Annotated in this window: 18 protein-coding genes and 1 riboswitch; of the genes, 13 read left to right on the top strand and 5 right to left on the bottom strand. The window is 39.2% G+C overall.

Going from position 1 to position 18783, the window contains the following annotated elements:
* Positions 1–22 precede the first annotated feature (22 nt).
* Genes trmB through HMPREF9707_RS07285 form a run of 3 tightly spaced genes read right to left on the bottom strand, consistent with a single transcriptional unit; the run spans position 23 to position 1836 of the window.
* Positions 23–673, bottom strand: a complete 651-nt coding sequence (trmB, locus tag HMPREF9707_RS07275) for a tRNA (guanosine(46)-N7)-methyltransferase TrmB (protein ID WP_006702054.1) — start codon at positions 671–673, stop codon at positions 23–25.
* Positions 657–1463: a phosphotransferase family protein gene (locus HMPREF9707_RS07280; RefSeq protein ID WP_006702055.1), complete on the bottom strand. Its 807-nt coding sequence runs from the start codon at positions 1461–1463 to the stop codon at positions 657–659. The genes trmB and HMPREF9707_RS07280 overlap by 17 nt, the downstream gene beginning before the upstream one ends.
* A 40-nt stretch (positions 1464–1503) precedes the next feature.
* On the bottom strand, positions 1504–1836 hold the full coding sequence (locus HMPREF9707_RS07285; RefSeq protein WP_006702056.1) for a hypothetical protein: 333 nt from the start codon (positions 1834–1836) through the stop codon (positions 1504–1506).
* Positions 1837–1976: 140 nt separating this feature from the next.
* Here HMPREF9707_RS07285 and pepA point away from each other — a divergent pair, with 140 nt between their 5' ends.
* The 13 genes from pepA (at position 1977) to thrS (ending at position 16060) form a co-directional block, all read left to right on the top strand.
* A complete protein-coding gene (pepA, locus tag HMPREF9707_RS07290; protein ID WP_006702057.1) occupies positions 1977–3053 on the top strand; it encodes a glutamyl aminopeptidase in 1077 nt (358 codons plus the stop codon).
* A gap of 11 nt (positions 3054–3064) precedes the next feature.
* Positions 3065–3691, top strand: a complete 627-nt coding sequence (ytpR, locus tag HMPREF9707_RS07295) for a YtpR family tRNA-binding protein (protein WP_006702058.1) — start codon at positions 3065–3067, stop codon at positions 3689–3691.
* A 16-nt stretch (positions 3692–3707) separates the two neighbouring features.
* Positions 3708–4346: a hypothetical protein gene (locus tag HMPREF9707_RS07300; RefSeq protein WP_006702059.1), complete on the top strand. Its 639-nt coding sequence runs from the start codon at positions 3708–3710 to the stop codon at positions 4344–4346.
* A 4-nt stretch (positions 4347–4350) separates the two neighbouring features.
* A complete protein-coding gene (gene murC / locus HMPREF9707_RS07305; protein ID WP_006702060.1) occupies positions 4351–5688 on the top strand; it encodes a UDP-N-acetylmuramate--L-alanine ligase in 1338 nt (445 codons plus the stop codon).
* Positions 5689–5753: 65 nt separating this feature from the next.
* Positions 5754–8417 (top strand): DNA polymerase I, encoded by a 2664-nt coding sequence (polA, locus tag HMPREF9707_RS07310; RefSeq protein ID WP_006702061.1) that lies wholly within the window; start codon positions 5754–5756, stop codon positions 8415–8417.
* A gap of 21 nt (positions 8418–8438) precedes the next feature.
* Positions 8439–9281: a DNA-formamidopyrimidine glycosylase gene (gene mutM / locus HMPREF9707_RS07315; RefSeq protein WP_006702062.1), complete on the top strand. Its 843-nt coding sequence runs from the start codon at positions 8439–8441 to the stop codon at positions 9279–9281.
* 1 nt (position 9282) lies between these two features.
* Complete coding sequence (coaE, locus tag HMPREF9707_RS07320) at positions 9283–9888, top strand: dephospho-CoA kinase (RefSeq protein WP_006702063.1); 606 nt, start codon at positions 9283–9285, stop codon at positions 9886–9888.
* Positions 9889–9926: 38 nt separating this feature from the next.
* Positions 9927–10421, top strand: coding sequence for a transcriptional regulator NrdR (nrdR, locus tag HMPREF9707_RS07325; RefSeq protein ID WP_006702064.1), 495 nt, complete (start codon positions 9927–9929; stop codon positions 10419–10421).
* Entirely contained in the window at positions 10418–11872 is a 1455-nt protein-coding gene (locus HMPREF9707_RS07330; protein WP_006702065.1) for a replication initiation and membrane attachment family protein, read from the top strand. The genes nrdR and HMPREF9707_RS07330 overlap by 4 nt, the downstream gene beginning before the upstream one ends.
* Positions 11865–12800 carry a primosomal protein DnaI gene (gene dnaI / locus HMPREF9707_RS07335; protein WP_006702066.1) on the top strand — a complete coding sequence of 312 codons (936 nt, stop codon included), beginning with the start codon at positions 11865–11867 and terminating at the stop codon, positions 12798–12800. Before HMPREF9707_RS07330 ends, dnaI begins: the two co-directional genes overlap by 8 nt.
* A 3-nt stretch (positions 12801–12803) precedes the next feature.
* Positions 12804–13001, top strand: a complete 198-nt coding sequence (locus HMPREF9707_RS07340) for a hypothetical protein (protein ID WP_006702067.1) — start codon at positions 12804–12806, stop codon at positions 12999–13001.
* 68 nt (positions 13002–13069) lie between these two features.
* Positions 13070–13158: riboswitch (TPP riboswitch) on the top strand.
* A gap of 27 nt (positions 13159–13185) precedes the next feature.
* Positions 13186–13764, top strand: coding sequence for an energy-coupled thiamine transporter ThiT (gene thiT / locus HMPREF9707_RS07345; RefSeq protein ID WP_006702068.1), 579 nt, complete (start codon positions 13186–13188; stop codon positions 13762–13764).
* 349 nt (positions 13765–14113) lie between these two features.
* Positions 14114–16060 carry a threonine--tRNA ligase gene (gene thrS, locus HMPREF9707_RS07350; protein WP_006702069.1) on the top strand — a complete coding sequence of 649 codons (1947 nt, stop codon included), beginning with the start codon at positions 14114–14116 and terminating at the stop codon, positions 16058–16060.
* A gap of 74 nt (positions 16061–16134) precedes the next feature.
* Here the strand turns inward: thrS and grdB are convergent, their stop codons facing one another.
* On the bottom strand, positions 16135–17427 hold the full coding sequence (gene grdB / locus HMPREF9707_RS07360; RefSeq protein WP_083857196.1) for a glycine reductase complex selenoprotein B: 1293 nt from the start codon (positions 17425–17427) through the stop codon (positions 16135–16137).
* 29 nt (positions 17428–17456) lie between these two features.
* On the bottom strand, positions 17457–18743 hold the full coding sequence (locus HMPREF9707_RS07365; RefSeq protein WP_006702072.1) for a glycine/sarcosine/betaine reductase component B subunit: 1287 nt from the start codon (positions 18741–18743) through the stop codon (positions 17457–17459).
* Positions 18744–18783: the final 40 nt, after the last annotated feature.

Genomic DNA, 18783 nt, shown 5'->3' on the forward strand with positions numbered 1-18783 from the left:
GGAGTTTTTTGATTAAATTAACTTAATGCGTATCGATCGGATAGTAAGCTTCCAATCGATAAATTGGATGACCTTTTTGGGAGAATTTTTCTTCATATTCAGTTATCACATTATTCGATAAACCATCTTCGTGTAAATCGAGCCAAACTTGTTTTAAAATCCAGCCGCACTGCGACAAATTTGCCAGTGAGTACTCGAATAATCCTCGGTTATCTGTTTTAAAGTGGATTTCGCCTTCAGGTTTTAAAACTTCACGGTATTGTTCTAAGAAGTTTTTAGAAGTTAGTCGGCGTTTCTCATGGCGTTTCTTCGGCCAAGGATCCGAAAAGTTCAAGTATACAAGATCTACTTCACCGGGTGCAAAGTACTGATTTAAGTGGCCACCATTTCCGTGAATAATTTGTAAGTTAGGCAGTTGTGCTTCAATTTGTTTGTCTAATATCATAACGGTGACACTGGTTTGAATTTCAAGCGCGATGTAATTAATCTCAGGGTTTTGTTTAGCTAAGTTGATAATAAATTGCCCCTTACCTGATCCAACTTCAATATGTAGGGGTTGTTGTTTTTCGAAACGCTCCTGCCAATGGCCTCGATGTGTCTCGGGGGCGGGCGATACGTACTGTGGATAGTCGTTGATACGGTCTTGTGCCCATGGTTTATGGCGCAGTCTCATCATAGTACCTCTTTCTAAGTTGTTGGTAGATTGGTTTTAATTGCATAATCGTTTGGTTTGCTTCATACAATCGACCTTCTTTATAAAACTGTTTGATTAATCGTAAACAGTTAATTACAGAATACCACTCAATTCTTTCCATATAGTTCGAATCTATTTTTACACCATAGTTTGCCAGCCACTGATCCCACTGTGAAGGAGGAAAATATTGGAGTAAGAACTGAGTAAGATCACTGACTGGATCTGCAATTTTTACTTCTTCCCAGTCCACAATATATAGCTTTCCATCGGTCTGCTCAATAAAATTATGGTGATTTAAATCTCCATGGCAAACAGAAAGGGGCACATCCATTAGCGATGAGTTAATATGATTCTGTAAGTCATGGATAATTGAATTAAAGTATTGGTGAGTTTGAAGCGAAGGGGGGAGATTTGTTTGGTATGCTTCAATAAAATCTTGCGGGGCGTAGATACGTCCTCCTACTCGCTTGAGCATAATCAGTAGATGCTCTGAGTGGTGAATATGATAAATCAAATCAACGATTCGTTGTTGATACATGTCCTCACGATTGAGAATTCTTCCATCGCTCCACTCCTGTGCTGTGAGTAAATCACCTGAGTACGTCCGTTCGGTCCATTTTAATTTAGGAACGAGGCCTGCCGCTGCAAGCGTCGCCACAAAAGGTGAGGTATTTCGTTTAAAAAATAATTTTTCGTCGTAGCGAACACCCATATATGCATCACCCGACTGACCGGGAATCGGATGGAGTTCCCATTCTTCTTGATTCATAAACGATTCTCACCTCTTTCTTGAACGATTTTGGATTCAATTAATTGGATAATTGCATGGGTGAATAATCAATCACATCTCCAGTGATTGCATCACTCGCAAACTGATAATAAACAAGTTGGTCATCTTTTGCAACAGTAACCCCACCGATATATACCATTGGGGCATTATCGAATAAATCATACTCGATTGTATCGTAATCAATCCAGGCTCCTTTAACTACACCTAAAGATCCAAAGTATTCTTTTGTTTGTTGTAAAACATGTGATGGATTTTGAGGACGGTTGCGTTGAACTAGCCATGCAATCCCAGCGCCCATGGCGGTTCCTGCGATAAAAGCGCCAGCAATTGTTAATTCTTTTTGATATCTCATAAGACACACTCCCTTAAGTTATAATTACTATTTTAACACGATAAAAGGCAAAGACCAAATATGTGTAAAGATTGAATTTAAGGTGTATTTGTGACACAATTATAATGATAGAATGCAATAAGAAAACGGAGGACGATAAGATGTCAGACAAATTATTTCAACGCATTAAAGAGCTTACGGAATTACAAGGAATCTCAGGATATGAGCGTAATGTACGTCAATATTTAGTAGAGCATATGACACCTTTGGTCGATGAGATTGAAGTGTCTGATCTAGGTAATGTTTACGGTATCATTAGATCAAAACAACAAAATGCGCCGAAAGTTATGATTGCAGCCCATATGGATGAAGTAGGCTTTATGGTAACAGAAATCCATAATAATGGAACCATGTCCGTAACGCCAATTGGGGGTTGGAACGTCTATGCCGTCTCAGCGCAACGTTACACCTTGCAAACTGCTAAAGGTGACTATCCTATAGTATCGAGTGCAGTCGCACCGCATTTATTGCGTGGCGGTGGGCAAGCAGCCAGTCTGAAGCCAGAAGATATTCGTTTTGATGCAGGCTTTGACTCTAAAGAAGAAGCGGAAAGTTACGGTGTTCGTCCAGGTAATGCAATTGTTCCTGAAGTGGAAACAATCTATGCAGCTAATGGGAAGAATTTAATCGGAAAATCTTGGGATAACCGCTATGGTTGTGTGGCAATTTTAGATTTATTAGAATACGTACAAGGAAAAGAATTAGATTGCGACTTAATTATTGGCGCGAACGTGCAAGAAGAAGTTGGGTTACGCGGCGTTCGTGGAGCGGTAACACGTTACCAACCGGACGTCTTTATTGCGGTAGATTGCTCACCAGCAGGTGATTCAGAAAGCTCTACCGGAGTTCAAGGGCGTCTTGGGGAAGGATTTTTATTACGAATGCAAGACCCAGGCATGTTGACCCATCGTGGTTTAATTGATTATTTCGTTGAAACAGCTGAACGCCATGAGATTGATTATCAATATTTCTTCTCAAAAGGCGGTACGGATGCAGGAGCTGCTCATACGATGAATGAAGGTATTATTAGTGGTGTAATTGGCGTTCCGGCACGTTATATTCACGGTCATCAATCAATTTATCGACTGTCAGATTACAAAGCAGCGATTGCTATGCTGCAACAAGTTGTCACGGAATTTAATGTAGAAACATTAAAAACAATCCGTGAAAATAATTAGGAGGGAAGCCTATGTGGTTAGCATTTTATAATCCAACAGCAACAGGAGATGTCCTGTTATTAACGCGAGATAGCAACTCAACAAGTGCAAAATCATTCGAACGAAAAGGTGATGTCGCGGTAGTTCGTCCGGCACACCAAGAGGAAATTGTCAGTGTCAATATATTCAACGCTTCTCAATACTTAGACTTAAGCGAAACGGGTCAAGTTTTGTTGTCTAATGAACAACTCAAAACAATCAATGAGTTGATCTCAAAAACCGATTATGAGGCAGAAGTGAAGGTTGATGCGACACCGAAATTTGTAGTGGGGTACGTTGAATCTTGCGATCCAGTCGAAGATAGTGATCATCTTTCGCTTACGCAGACGAATGTAGGTGATACAACCTTACAAATTGTATGTGGAGCGAAAAATATTCGCCAGGGACTGCATGTATTAGTAGCACGTCCAGGCGCAGTAATGCCAAGTGGTTTAATTATTTGGCCAAGTGAACTGCGTGGTGTTCCAAGCTATGGCATGGTCTGTTCAACTCGTGAGTTGCAACTCGAAGGAGTAGGCAATACTGAAGGAATATGGGAATTGCCAGATCATTTTGAACCAGGGACACCATTAGATGAAGTAATCGCACAATTGAATTAAGGAAAGAGTGGAGAGAATGTCTCAAGGACATGAGCAAAATAAAGAATTGAATCGAAAGTTTGATGCTCAGTCAGCTCGACGTCAAAGAGAACAAGATTTAGAGATGCCACCGATATTAAAAGATACCAATATACGTAAGACAACTCAGTCCTTTAGTTCATCATCCCAATTGCATCCCAAGTCATCATGGAAACAGCCTGCGTCGATGTCGACTGACTTAGCGAACCATTATGAAGTTCCATTTGAACGCCAACAGACTCGTTCACAAGTGTCGCATAAAGAGTGGCGGACTACAGATGATTCATTACTTCAACGTCAGTCCGTCCTGTCGGATACAGCGACACCGAAGACCGACTACCAACCTTCGTATCTAGCGACGAGGCCAGCAAAAAATAACCTAGGTGATTCAAACGAAAAACTTGATTCAGAGAGTATAAACAAGTATTATATAAAATCGGAACGTTCATCTTACTCTCCACCTCAACTTCCGCATGGAGAGCAAAATTTAGAGTCCTCAAACGACACGATGAACACACATCGAAAGTCATCAGCAAGCTCTAAGGATTCAATTGATCCATCGGCTATTCCTGAATTAGTTCAGCGATTGTCGAAATCATATGAAGACTTTCTATTGTTCGATCTTCAGGAGGAATAATTTTATGCACTTAGACAAAACTAAAACGTATCACTTTATTGGAATTAAAGGCTCAGGTATGAGTGCGCTAGCGCTGATATTACATGGAGAAGGCTATAAAGTCCAAGGTAGTGACGTTGGTAAGTATTTCTTCACACAACAAGAACTTGAAAATCATGAAATTCCAATTTTTACTTTTGATGCTGATAATATTCAATCAGATTACGTGGTAATTGGTGGTAATGCCTTTGGTGAGGATCATCCAGAGATTCAACAAGCACAAGCTTTAGATTGTGAGTTTTACCGGTATCATGATTTTCTAGGAAAAATGATTGAAGGGTACATTAGTATTGGGATTACAGGATCACACGGCAAGACTTCTACGACAGGTCTTTTAGCACATGTCTTGAGTCACTTAGCCCCAACCAGTTATTTGATTGGGGATGGTACAGGGTCAGGAGATGAGGAAGCTACTTACTTTGTATTAGAGGCCTGTGAATATCGTCGTCATTTTCTAGCGTATTCACCGGATTACGCCATTATAACAAATGTAGATTTTGACCATCCAGACTATTTCCGTTCGATTGATGATGTGTTTGATGCGATGACTACATTTGCCAATCAAGCTAAAAAGGCCATTATAGCGTGTGGTGAAGACCCATTATTACGACAAATTGAAGCATCAGTCCCAATCCATTACTATGGATTAACTGAGGAGTGCGATATTCAAGCGACACAAATTGAGCGAACCGTTGAAGGCTCAAATTTTGATGTAATTTATTATGGTCAGAATATGGGACATTTCTCAATTCCAGTTTATGGAGAACATAATATTTTGAATGCCTTGGCGGTGATCGGAGTATTGTTGGAGGAAGGGTTCGATTCAGTACAAATACAGAAATATTTAGCGAATTTCCCAGGCGTAAAACGTCGTTTTTCAAGTCGACAAGTTAATCAATTAACAATTATTGATGATTATGCGCACCATCCTTCAGAAATTGAAGCGACGATTGATGCAGCCAAACAACGCTATCCAGATCGAGAGATTGTAGCGATTTTCCAACCGCATACGTTCAGTCGGACGACAGCGCTCTTAAGTGAATTTGCTGAAGCATTAAAACAATCGGATGTCATCTATCTAGTTGATATCTTTACCTCGGCAAGAGAACAGTCAGGTCGGGTAAGGATTGAAGACTTAGCCAGTTTGATTGGTGATGAAGTCGAATTGATTTCGCAAGACCATCTTTCACCATTAATGGATTATGAAGACGCCGTTATATTATTTATGGGTGCGGGTGATATTGATGAATTATCTAAGCACTTCGAACAGTCTTACGCACAATTAAGACCAAACTTACTTTAAGATGCCAACCAATGAAAAATGCTTTTCATTGGTTTTTTGTTTATAATAAAGATGGAGGGGATAAGATGACAACTCGAAAAATAGTATTAATTGATGGAAGCAGCCTAGCTTATCGTGCGTTTTATTCGATTTTAGATTTAGAACGCTTTAAAAATCAAGCAGGATTGCATACCAACGCTTTGTATAGCTTCTATCGTATGTTAGATAATCTTATCAAACAATTTGATCCGACACATATTATGGTTGCATTTGACCAAGCGGGACCAACGTTTCGGACCGAGATGTATCAAGAATATAAAGGGGGGCGCCAAAGTACGCCGTCTGAATTAAAGGAACAAATGCCATATTTACGAGTCTTACTCGATGCTTTTGGCATTCAATATTATGATATGGCTGAATTTGAAGCGGATGATATTATTGGAACGTTGGCGTATCAAGCAGATTCGAATGACCAAGTCCATGTAATTTCTGGGGACCGAGATTTGATTCAATTGGCAAGCCCACAAACGACTGTCCATATTACGCGTCGTGGTGTCAGTGATTTAGTCGAATACACGCCAGAAACGATTGAAGAAGAATACGGGATTACACCTCGACAAATTATTGATTTGAAAGGTTTGGTTGGGGATAGCTCCGATAATTATCCTGGTGTAACGCGTATTGGTGAAAAGACTGGACTTAAATTGCTCTATGAATACCATTCGATTCCAGAGCTTTATGAACGAATTGATGAATTAAAACCATCAAAAATGAAAGAGAACCTGATTAACGAACGAGATATTGCCTTTATGTGTCGTGATTTAGCGGAGATTAAGCGCGATATTGATTTAAAATTTAAATTGGATGACTTTGCTTATCACGGGAGAGATATTGAAGCCTTAATCGAATTTAACCGTTCGATGAATTTTAATTCTTTTTTAAGTGATTTAATGCAGGATAATCCGGTAGATTTTTCTAATCAAGCTAACGAAGTTCCCGATGCACCTGACTATGAAATCAACTATTTAAAACAAATCGAATCGACCCATTTACCGGATGCAGCGACAATATACTTTGAAACATTAAGAAGTAATTATCATGAAGAACCGATTCAAGCGGTTGCATGGTATGATATTTCAACTCAAAACGCTTTTGTCACGGAAGCGAATATTGCTTTTGATAGCGAAGAGTTTAGAGCGTGGTTAGAAGATCCGATGATACCAAAGACTATGTTTGACTCTAAGCGGACGCAAGTTCTAGCTCACCGAAATGGTGTGGAATTAAAAGGTATTGACTTCGATTGTTTAATCGCGGCTTATTTAGTGATGAATGATCACCTTAAGGAAATTCCTGATATTTTACGGGAGTTTAATATCCCATTAGCGGTAGCTTATGATGAGGCTGTTTATGGCAAAGGTAAAAAGATTGCTTGGCCGTCAGAAGAAGTTTGGCAACCACACTTAGCAAGTAAAGTGGTCGCCTTATCCCAATTGGTAGAACCCTTAAAAGAACGTTTAAATACACTCGATATGATGGAATTATATACGGATATCGATATGCCGGTAGCCCGTATATTATCCGAAATGGAAATAACGGGAATTAAAGTTGATCCGGAGATACTCCAAGCTAAAAGTGAGGAAATCGAAGCTCGCCTGTTAGAGATTGAAAAGGATGTATTTCAGCTGGCGGGAGAATCCTTTAATTTGAATTCACCCAAGCAGTTAGGTGAAATTTTATTTGAAAAGTTAAACCTGCCAGTAATTAAGAAGACGAAGACCGGGTATAGTACGTCAGCGGATGTGCTAGAAAAGCTACAACATCAACACCCGATTATTGAATTAATTCTAGATTATCGTCAACTTAATAAGTTGCAAGGGACTTATTTAATTGGATTACAAGATTATATTCAAGCAGATGGGAAAATTCATACCCATTTTGTTCAAACACTGACCCAAACGGGGCGGTTATCTAGTACCGATCCGAATTTACAAAATATTCCAATTCGAATTGAGGAAGGACGTAAAATCCGTCAAGCCTTTGTACCAAGTGAGCCGGGCTGGCAATTATTTAGTGCAGACTACTCACAAATAGAATTGCGTGTCCTCGCTCATATCAGTGGGGATAAAGCCATGCAACAAGCCTTTATTGATGGAGAAGATATTCATTCGGCGACAGCTCGAGCGATATTTCATTTAGATGACGATCAAAAAGTTACCCCGAACGATCGACGTCAAGCTAAGGCGGTTAACTTTGGGATTGTCTATGGTATTAGTGATTATGGGTTGTCACAAAACTTGAATATTTCAAGAGCTGAAGCTAAACGCTTCATCGATCGCTATTTAGAGACCTATAGTGGAATTCATCAATTTATGGAAAAGATTGTCGAGCAAGCGAAGAAGGATGGGTATGTTAGTACGCTATTCCATCGTCGACGTTACTTGCCAGATATTCACTCAAGCAACTTTAATGTTCGTTCTTTTGCTGAGCGGACGGCTTTAAATTCACCGATTCAAGGTACAGCTGCAGATATTATTAAAATTGCGATGATTCGATTAGCAGAAAAACTAGAGGCAATGAATTTATCTTCTCGAATCCTTCTGCAAGTGCATGACGAATTGATCCTTGAAGGACCGAGTGAAGAGATGGAAATCTTAAGTGAGATTGTTCCAGCGATGATGGAACAAGCAGTTGAATTATCGATTCCGTTAATTGTCGATTATAATCAAGGCAATAATTGGTACGAGTTATAAGCATAAGAAAGTAGGGAAGCTATGCCTGAATTACCCGAGGTCGAAGTGAATCGCAGAGGACTGGAACGGTTAGTTCAAGACAAAGTCATCAAAAATGTTCAAGTATTTTGGCCAAAAATTGTTGCGGATATGGATGTAACAGCGTGGCAAGAACGGTTAATCGACCAACAAATTCTCTCTGTGAGTCGACGCGGAAAGTTTTTAATTTTTAATTTAACGGATGGGTATCTTATCTCCCACTTACGTATGGAAGGGAAATACTTCTTTTATTTACCCGAAGAGGTGCCGCTCGATAGAGATAAACACAGCCATATTATTTTTACGTTCGAGGATAACAGTCAACTTCATTATCATGATGTCCGTAAGTTTGGTCGGATGAATTGGGTTGAAGCTGGGGTGTTGGATTCATTCTTTGATGCGAGACAACTCGGACCTGAGCCGACAGAACGTGAGTTTGATCTAGAGGTTTTTACTCAACAATTGCACGAATGTCGTCAAATGATTAAACCTGCCCTTTTATCGCAGCGCTATGTAGCGGGTTTAGGTAATATTTATGTAGATGAAGCATTATATTTAGCACAAATTCATCCGATGACTCGAGCTAATACCCTGACAGAGTCCGAAATTTGTCGACTTCATTATCAAATTATCAATGTCCTACAGCGGGCTGTTGATGCAGGTGGGTCCACTATCCGAACTTATCGCAATATTATCGATGAAGCAGGCAGCTATCAAGATCAATTAATTGTGTATGGAAAACAAGGTGAGCTCTGTCCACGATGCCAGACCCCGATTGAAAAGATGAAAGTAGCTCAACGCGGGACGCACTGGTGCCCGACATGTCAAATATTAAAGGAGAGATAAAATGTATGTTGTGGCGATTACAGGCGGGATTGCGACAGGAAAATCAACTGTAACTCGTTTTATCTTGGAGCTAGGGTATCCGGTGATTGATTTAGACTATGTAGCTCGTCAAGTTGTTGAAGTAGGTCAACCTTGTTGGCAAGCAATTGTAGATCGGTTCGGAACAGACATTCTCCAACAAGATCAGACTTTGAATCGAAAAAAAATGGGTGAAATCGTCTTTAACGATTCGGACGCGTTGGAACAGTTAAATCAAATTATGCATCCAGCAATATATCAAGCGACTCTACAGCAACTTGCATATTACCGAGAGGAAGCGGAACCGCTTTGTTTTATCGATATTCCCTTGCTGTTTGAAACCGAAGAAAATTACCCTTATGATGAATCTTGGCTAATCTATGTGCCGGAAAATATACAATTAGAGCGCTTAATGGCACGTGATCATTTATCAAAAGAAGAAGCATTACAACGAATGAAACAACAACAATCGATAGAATGGAAAAAGACCGTTGCAGACCGGATTATTTATAATGATGGATCCTTTTCCCAAACCTATCAGCAAGTAAGAAATGAACTTGAAAGAATAGGTAAACTTATTACATTGTGATAAACTATATTTATTATTGATTAGAAGGAGGCGTCAATATGCGTTGCCCAAAGTGTCATCATACATCATCTAAAGTGATTGATTCTAGACCGAGTGAAGAGACCGATACGATTCGCCGTCGAAGAGAATGTCTAAGTTGTGGCTATCGTTTTAATACGTATGAGCGTATTGAAAAGCTTCCTTTACTCGTTATTAAGCGGGATAATGTTCGTGAAGAATTTAATCGCGATAAACTCTTGCGAGGTATTATTCGATCGGCTGAGAAGCGGCCGATTCAATTAGAAGCGATGAATAAATTAGTTGATTCTATTGAAGAGAAAATCCGTGAATCTGGTAAGCAAGAAATACCGAGCGAAGTGATTGGCGAAATGGTGATGGAGCGCCTTTTTGAATTGGACGAAGTCGCTTATATCCGTTTTGCGAGTGTCTATCGTGAATTTCAATCGCGTGAGATGTTTATGAAAGAATTAGAAACAATGGTCGATAAATATCGAGCCGAGACCGATTCGAATTCGAAAGGGGATCTTTCATGAAAATAAATGATTCGGCTTGGCGGATGCATTCTACTCAACCATTACAAGTGCAATCACTTTCGCAAATCAATCGACAAGAAATTCATCATCTTATTTCACTGTACCAGCCGCTAGTTGGGCCGTTGGGAGTTGCATTGTATTTAACACTCGAATCATTAGCTGATTCTCCACAAGAATCTCTACAACATCAAGATATTTTCAAAGTAATGAATATGGGAGCGGCAGATTTTCATTGGGCGCGTCAAAGACTTGAGGCGGTAGGATTGTTAAAGACATTCTTATATTCATCAAGTGATCAGCCAAGTAAGTATCAACTCGCTGTCTATCAAGTATTAAAGCCTAAAACTTTTGCAGCATTTAGTCAATCAAGCCAACTTAAAACCGCACTCCTACATTATATGGGGCCTGGGTACTTTGAACAGTTGATACAAGAAAATGAAGCCCCGTCAGTGGATTTGCAACAGTTTGAAGAAGTTACGCAACCATTCAAAGCGATTTATAGTGGGATTGCGGCAAATGTTAATGCGTCTGATCAAAATAGCGATAGTTCGATCGAAAATTTTAAAAGAACACCGGTCTCTCAAACAGTACATAAGGTAATTAACGCTTTGATTAAGCGTGGTGTCAATCATCAATTATTCACAGTTCGGTTTATGGACGAACTAAACGCTTTACAGACCTTATATCAATTCGATGAACAGACGTTATATCAGTTATTGAATCAAGTCATTCAATCTCAATCAGATTCGATTGATTATCAGCAATTGCATGCGGAAGCAAAAACCATCCGGACGAAGAAAGACACCCTTCATGAATCTGCTCAATCAAAGGAAATTGAAACGAAGATTGATAAGGGCGCGACAATGAAAGAGACATCTTTTCCAATTGAATATACGATGACGTCCTTAAGGGAACGTCAAACGCAATTAATGGAAGCCTATCCAGATTTGCGAGAACAAGATATCCAATTGATTTTGACCACCGAACAATTACCTCATGCAGTATTTTTGGAGCGAATTAAGCAAGGTAAAGGTGGTTTTGCTACGAATTACGAGCAGAAGAATTTAATTGAATTGACTAAGGTGGTTTCTTTGAACCCAGCGGTGATCAATTTCTTGATTTATTATATTTTAATTATTTTGAATAAATCAACACTGTATCAAGGGGATCTCGAACGTTATGCCAACGAATGGCAGCAAAATCATTTAGAACATGTTGTTGATGTGATGCACTATCTTCGTAAACAAGAAGTGATTCGAAAAAAACAAGTCAATCCGAAACGAAAATCAACGACTTATTCAAATTATAACGAGCCGATTCCTGAGTGGATGCAAATGGATAATGAAAGTAAAAGTGAAACAGCGGGTAGTGATTCAGTTGATCAAAAATTTGAGCAAACATTGAAAGCACGTCTTGAAAAATTAAAACGACAGGAGGATGAGCATGCATAGTCTATCGGATTATTTGAAAGTGGAACGGAACCCACAGCAAGAAGCAAAATTCAAGCAACGGATGCAAAAAATTTATCAAGATGAAGACATTAAAGCATTTCTTTCAAAACACCAATCAGAGATAACGGAAGACATGATTCAAAAGTCACTATCAAAATTAGATGAATTTCTGAAAGAAAAAGAATTGCATCAAGCAGGCTTACCTGGCGCTAATCCAGGATTTATTCCAAAATTATTCTTAAATGAAGGCTACATTGATGTGAATTACGAACCGAGTGCGGCTTATCTACATGCGCAAAAAGCGGCACGTCAACAACATAATCTTAAAAATTTAATGGTGCCTCAAGCTGCTCGTCACGCCCGTCTATCTGATATTTATCACCATACGGCAGTGCGGCAACAAGTTTTATCTGAATTGGTGCATTTTTTAGAACAAGTTCAGTCGCAAGGCATTCAAGATATTCGCGGTTTTTATTTAACAGGTACTTTTGGTGTCGGGAAAACTTATATGTTGTCCGCATTAGCCAATGAAATGATGGCAATGGATTATCAGGTTTTTATCGTTCATTTTCCAACATTTGTGAATGATTTAAAAGGGTCGTTTGCAGATAATACGATGACCCAACAAATTGATCAACTTAAGCAAGTGGATGTACTTATTATCGATGATATTGGTGCGCAGTTTAATTCTGCTTGGTCACGTGATGATATTTTAATGCCGATTTTAGAGTATCGGATGCGCGAAGGAAAACCTACTTGCTTTACTTCAAACTTTACAATGAAAGAGTTGGAGGAGCATCTAGCACATTCAAAAGACGGTCATGAACCGGTTAAAGCTCGTCGCATTTTAGAACGAATCAATTATTTAGCAAAAGAAATGATTCTAAGTGGTGAGAATTTAAGGGCAAAAGAAAGAGAAAGAGGTTAAAAAATGAATCCAAATAATTCAAACGAATATGAAAAACGACGTCGGTTACTAATGGTTTACTTGGTGATTTCATTAATTGTACAAATTATTATTTTAGGGTGCTATTATTTCCTAGAAAAGCAAGTTCTATTAACATTTCCGATGTTGCTAGGAATCTTTATTACAATTGCGACTTTCCCAGTTATAAAAAGTTTAAAATAATTGGATTGTAAATTTAATTTTACTTTATTAGCTGTTTTTGTTATAATCATTACTATAATATAGATATCAGCATAAACAAGGGGTGCCATATTGGCTGAGATTATACCCTTTATTGGATCAAGGTAATACTTGCGTCAAGATGTTTAACTCCTTTTTTGTGTTGGCCAAGAAAAGGAGTTTTTTTATGTCAAAAATTAAGACACAAACGTTGATTGAGATTACTATCTGTGCGGCTTTAGCACTACTTATTGATTTGTTGATTCCTTCGCCATCATGGAGTTTTAAGGTATCTGTTAAAATGATTCCGATTATTATTCTTGCCTTACGTCGTGGTACATTAGCAGGATGCTTGGGTGGATTTTTATGGGGATTACTCCAATACATTACAGGTAATGCGTATGTATTAACAATAGTACAATTTGTGATTGAATATTTTGTCGCTTTTTCAGTCATTGGTTTCGCTGGTTTCTTTGCACCTTATATGCAAAGAATATTACAAGAAGAGCCAACAAATCGTATGAAACAATGGGTGACAGCTTCCATGGCGACAATTGTAGGATCATTAGCTCGCTATATCGTCCACTTTATTGCGGGGGTATGGTTCTGGGGATCTTATGCGCCTGAAGGACAAAGTCCATTTGTATACTCATTCCTAGTCAATGGAGGAGCGTTTCTATCTGAAACACTATGCTGTATTATTGTATTAATTTTCTTAACACGTTCATTCCAACCTCTCTTACGCGTAAAAACATCAGGTTATTAATTGATTTTTATAACGCTTTTGCAAACTCTTGCATCTTTAATCGTTTAATGGTATAAATAAGGTATTATAAGTTATCTAATAATGAAGACAGCGTTACTTATTTGAGTTGTTTATAGAGAGAGATGGGTTGGTGTAACATCTTCGCTCACTAAGTAAAGACCCCTTCATTAGAATCTTGATGAACCACTATGCGAATTGCATAGAAGAGTAGTTAAGATCGTGATCACGCGTTAAGTGACTGAGGATAATCGTCAGATTATTAAAGTTTGGGTGGAACCACGTTATTAACGTCCCATTGATTGTTATGGCAATCAATGGGATTTTTTATTTTTAAAAAGGAGGAATTATGATGTCTCAAATAACACTAACATTTCCGGATGGAAATCAACGCACTTACGAACAAGGAATTACGGTAGAAGATGTGGCAGGATCGATTGCTAAATCGCTTCAAAAAGCGACGTTAGCAGCGAAGTTAGATGACGAATGGGTAGATTACCGTGAGCCGATCTTACGTGATGGTACGATTCGTTTGATTACTGAGAAAGATCCTGAAGCTTTGGAGTTACTTCGTCACTCCGGAGCGCATTTGCTAGCGCAAGCTTTGACTCGCTTGTATCCAGGAATTCATTTTGGAGTAGGACCATTTATTGATTCTGGATTTTACTACGATACCGATAGCCCGACGACGATTACTGAAGAAGATTTACCGCGAATCGAAGCTGAGATGAAAAAAATTGTTAAAGAAAATTATCAGATTGAAGGTCGTGAAGTATCGCGTGAAGAAGCGCTAGAAATTTTTGCTGAGGATCCATATAAGCAAGAGTTAGTTCGTGATTTACCTGAGGACGAAGTCATTACTGTTTACCAACAAGGAGAGTTCATTGACTTATGTCGTGGTGGCCATGTTCCATCTACTGGGAAAATAAAAGTCTTTAAATTATTATCACTGGCCGGAGCATATTGGCGAGGAAATTCAGACAATAAAATGATGCAACGCGTCTATGGGACAGCGTTCTTCTCCCAAGAGGAATTAGACGAATTTCTAAGATTAAGAGAAGAGGCTAAAGAGCGCGATCATCGTCGTTTAGGTAAAGAACTGGGAATCTTTATGATTAGCCAAGAAGCTGGCCAAGGGATTCCATTTTGGTTACCGAATGGCGCAACAGTTCGCCGAGTGATTGAACGCTATATTGTTGATAAAGAGACAGAGCTAGGGTATGACCATGTCTATACGCCAATTATGGCAAATGTTGATTTATACAAAACATCAGGGCACTGGGATCATTATCACGAAGATATGTATCCACCGATGGATTTAGGTGACGGCGAGATGTTAGTCTTACGTCCAATGAACTGCCCGCATCATATGTTGATTTATAAAGATGATATCCATTCCTATCGTGAATTGCCACTTCGAATTGCTGAGCTGGGTATGATGCACCGTTATGAAAAATCAGGTTCATTATCTGGTTTACAGCGTGTGCGTGAAATGACCTTAAACGATGCGCATATCTTTGTTAGACCGGATCAAATTAAAGAAGAATTTATTCGAGTATTACGTTTAATCCAAGAGGTTTATGAAGATTTCAACATTACCGATTATCGTTATCGCTTAAGTTACCGCGATCCACATGACACGAAAAAATACTTTGACGATGATGAAATGTGGGAAAAAGCACAAACGATGTTAAAAGAAGCAATGGATGAGCTTGACTTAGATTACTTCGAAGCAGAAGGGGAAGCGGCTTTCTATGGACCTAAATTAGATGTTCAAGTGAAGACGGCGATTGGAATGGAAGAAACTCTTTCAACTGTTCAATTAGACTTCCTCTTACCAGAGCGGTTTGACCTAACCTATGTAGGAGAAGATGGGCAAAATACGCATCGTCCAGTCGTTATCCACCGAGGCGTTGTGTCAACAATGGAACGATTTGTGGCATACTTAATTGAAGAATACAAAGGGGCGTTCCCTACATGGTTAGCTCCTACTCAAGTGAAGTTAATTCCAGTCAACGTAGAAGCGCATGGTAATCGAATTGAAGAAATCTATCATGATTTACGCAGTAAAGGATTTAGAGTTGAGATGGATTTACGTAATGAGAAACTGGGCTATAAGATCCGCGAAGCCCAAACATCTAAGATTCCATATCAACTAGTAATTGGAGATCAGGAAGTAGAGGACGGTACCGTAAATGTTCGCCAATATTCATCGAAAGACCAATTGAGTATGTCTTATGAAGAATTTATTCAATACTTAAGTGATGATGTTACTTCGAAGAGTCGAATTAATCAATAATTAAATAAATCAAAATAAAGAACCGCTGGTCACAAAACTTGTGACCAGCGGTATTTTGTTTGATTAAATTATAATTAATCGAATACAGTTTGACCTGAAACAGGAGTTGTTAAAGCGTTAAGTGCTTTGTCAACTAATCTCTCACGTAGTTTGTATTCTTCCTCTTTATCCAATGCTGGATTTCCAAGTGGGTGAGGAATAGCAATTGTAGGAACGATACGGTTCGCTCCAACTGTTTGAGAGATTGGAACAACAGTACACATGTGAACCACAGGAATACCAGTTGCTTCGATACCTTTTACCATCGTTGCTCCGCAACGTGTACAGGTCCCTCAAGTAGAGGTTAAGATAACAGCATCTACGCCATTTTCGTGAAGTTCTTTAGCGATATCTTCAGAGAATGCTTTTGCGTTTGCAACGGCAGTACCGTTACCAACAGTAGAGTAGAAGTAGTGGAATAATTCACCAATTTCACCGTTTTTCTCTTTGTTGCGTAAAACGTCAACAGGGATAACACGGTTCATATCTTCGTTAGCTACAACAGGGTCGAAACCACCGTGAGCTGTTTCCCATTCACCTTCTACTAAGTCATCAACAACCGCAATGTCATAACGACCAAATTTAGATGCTGATGAAGATTCGATACGGTCTGGGTTACCATGTGGAACAGGTCCACCAGAAGATACAATCGCAATCTTAGCTTTAGTAATATCTTTAATTGCTGCTGCTGGTTCAACGTTGTCGAATTCAGGCATTGGGAATTCAGTTTCGAATTCTTCGCCTTTCATTTTCTTAATTAACATTTCAACCGCACGTTGTCCACCAATCTTATCTGCATGGTAGTTTTTACGGTGACGAACGAAGTAACCGTCCTCTTCAGGATTTGGTTCCTCACCAGCGATTAATTTGTTAACAACTTTAGCGATAGCTGGAACAGCTTTACGCATTGCTGCTGCAGAGTTACCAGTTCCTACAATGTAAGGAACTTTCTTATACATTTCAACCCCAGGGTTTTCTTCGTACATACCTGTAACTGCAGGAATTTCTAAACGTTCCATCACTGCAGTTGCTACAGCACCTGCTGCAACCCCGTAACGACCCGCGTTAAATGCAGGACCTGCGATTACTAAGTCAGGGTTGAATGATTTAATCATTTCGATAACTTCGTCGATTGCTTCTGGATGCTCGTTAAAGTATGAGTCACCACAAGCTACTGTACCAACGATTTCAGCGTCTTCTAATACTTTACCAAACGCAAGACCAGGTCCGACAGGGCCATCTTCTTTGAATGGTTTTGTATCAGCTTTTTCTTCTCCACCAATACCAGCGTAGAACTGGTTGATGTAATGTACAATACGTTTTGTCATTCTATTACCTCCTTTTATATTCGTTTAGATTACACACCGCGCGCAGATTGAACGTTGAAGCCTAATTCGTTAGTAGCTCCAGTAATAGCTTGCAATTCAACAACAATTGAGCCGTCTTCTTGTAAGCTTCCGTCGAATCCACCTGCGATTGTATCAACGTAATCTAACATTCCAATGACTTTATCCATTGGAGGTAGAGTGATTAATTCGTTTGCGTTACCACCAGTAACTACAGCGTTAGCTGCTGGATCCGCATCCGCTAATGATTGAGAAGCTCCGTCACGACCAGCATACTCGTCAGTTACGATAACTGTGTCGATACCTTTAGCTTCAATTTTCTTACAGTTCATGATTAAGTCAGTATCTGGGTTACCAAAACCTTCTTGAGTTACGATAACACCGTCAAGACCTAGGTATTCAGCTAATTTAGAAGTCCAGTTAGATGAACGTTCTTTGTCAGCTAAGTATACGTTCTCGTTAGTGATGATAACGCCCATGAAGTTTAAGTCTTTACCATGGTGTTCGTATAAATGCTTGATAACTGGGTTGTTTAAGTGGTGGTAAGTTGTATTCTTATCACATGCAGACACACAGTTACCTGATACAATTGCGCCGTCCATAACTTCAGTAGGGTAAAGGATTGTTGGAACAATCTTCTTAGCATCCACACCGTAAACATAAGTGTCGTGTAATAACCCTTGTGTTTGAAGCATGTATACATAACCTACTTTAGGTAAGTCAGGGAATTCTGCCGCTTGTTCGAAAACAGGTTTTGTTTCAAAAGTATGGATTTCATCTGGTTCAACGTCATGACCTAGTTTACCTAAGTATTCTGCAACCTTGAATCCTGCGAAACGAACTGCTTCTTCGTATTGATGTTGTTTTAATCCTTCAACTGGATCAATTACAAGACAGATATTGATATTTTTAGAGAATGGAGTTTTTTCTGCTCCAGGTCCTTGCATATCAACAATACCTTCTTGGAAACCAACAATCTTACCAACAGTCATAACTTCACAGCCTTTAAGAACGTGAGTACGTCCTTCTCCAACTGTGTCAACTTTGTTGATTACACCTGGGAAGATTCCAGCTGTAGAATCAACTTTAACGCGTGGCTCGATAACGTCCTTAACTGGCGTAATACGCACGCTGTCACCTGGCTTCGCAATCTCAACGCGACACTCAGCTAAGTGCTCGTCTTCAAGAACAATATCAATGATTTCTTGCGTGTTAATGTAAAGAACGTTTTTTTCTACTTTAGATTCTTCACCTAACACGACATCGTTGATTAGGATGTTACCTAATTCTAACTTCATTCTATCACCTCAACTATATATTTCTCTTTAACCCGAGATA

This window comes from Falseniella ignava CCUG 37419 (assembly GCF_000301055.1).
Classification (GTDB): Bacteria; Bacillota; Bacilli; order Lactobacillales; family Aerococcaceae; genus Falseniella; species Falseniella ignava.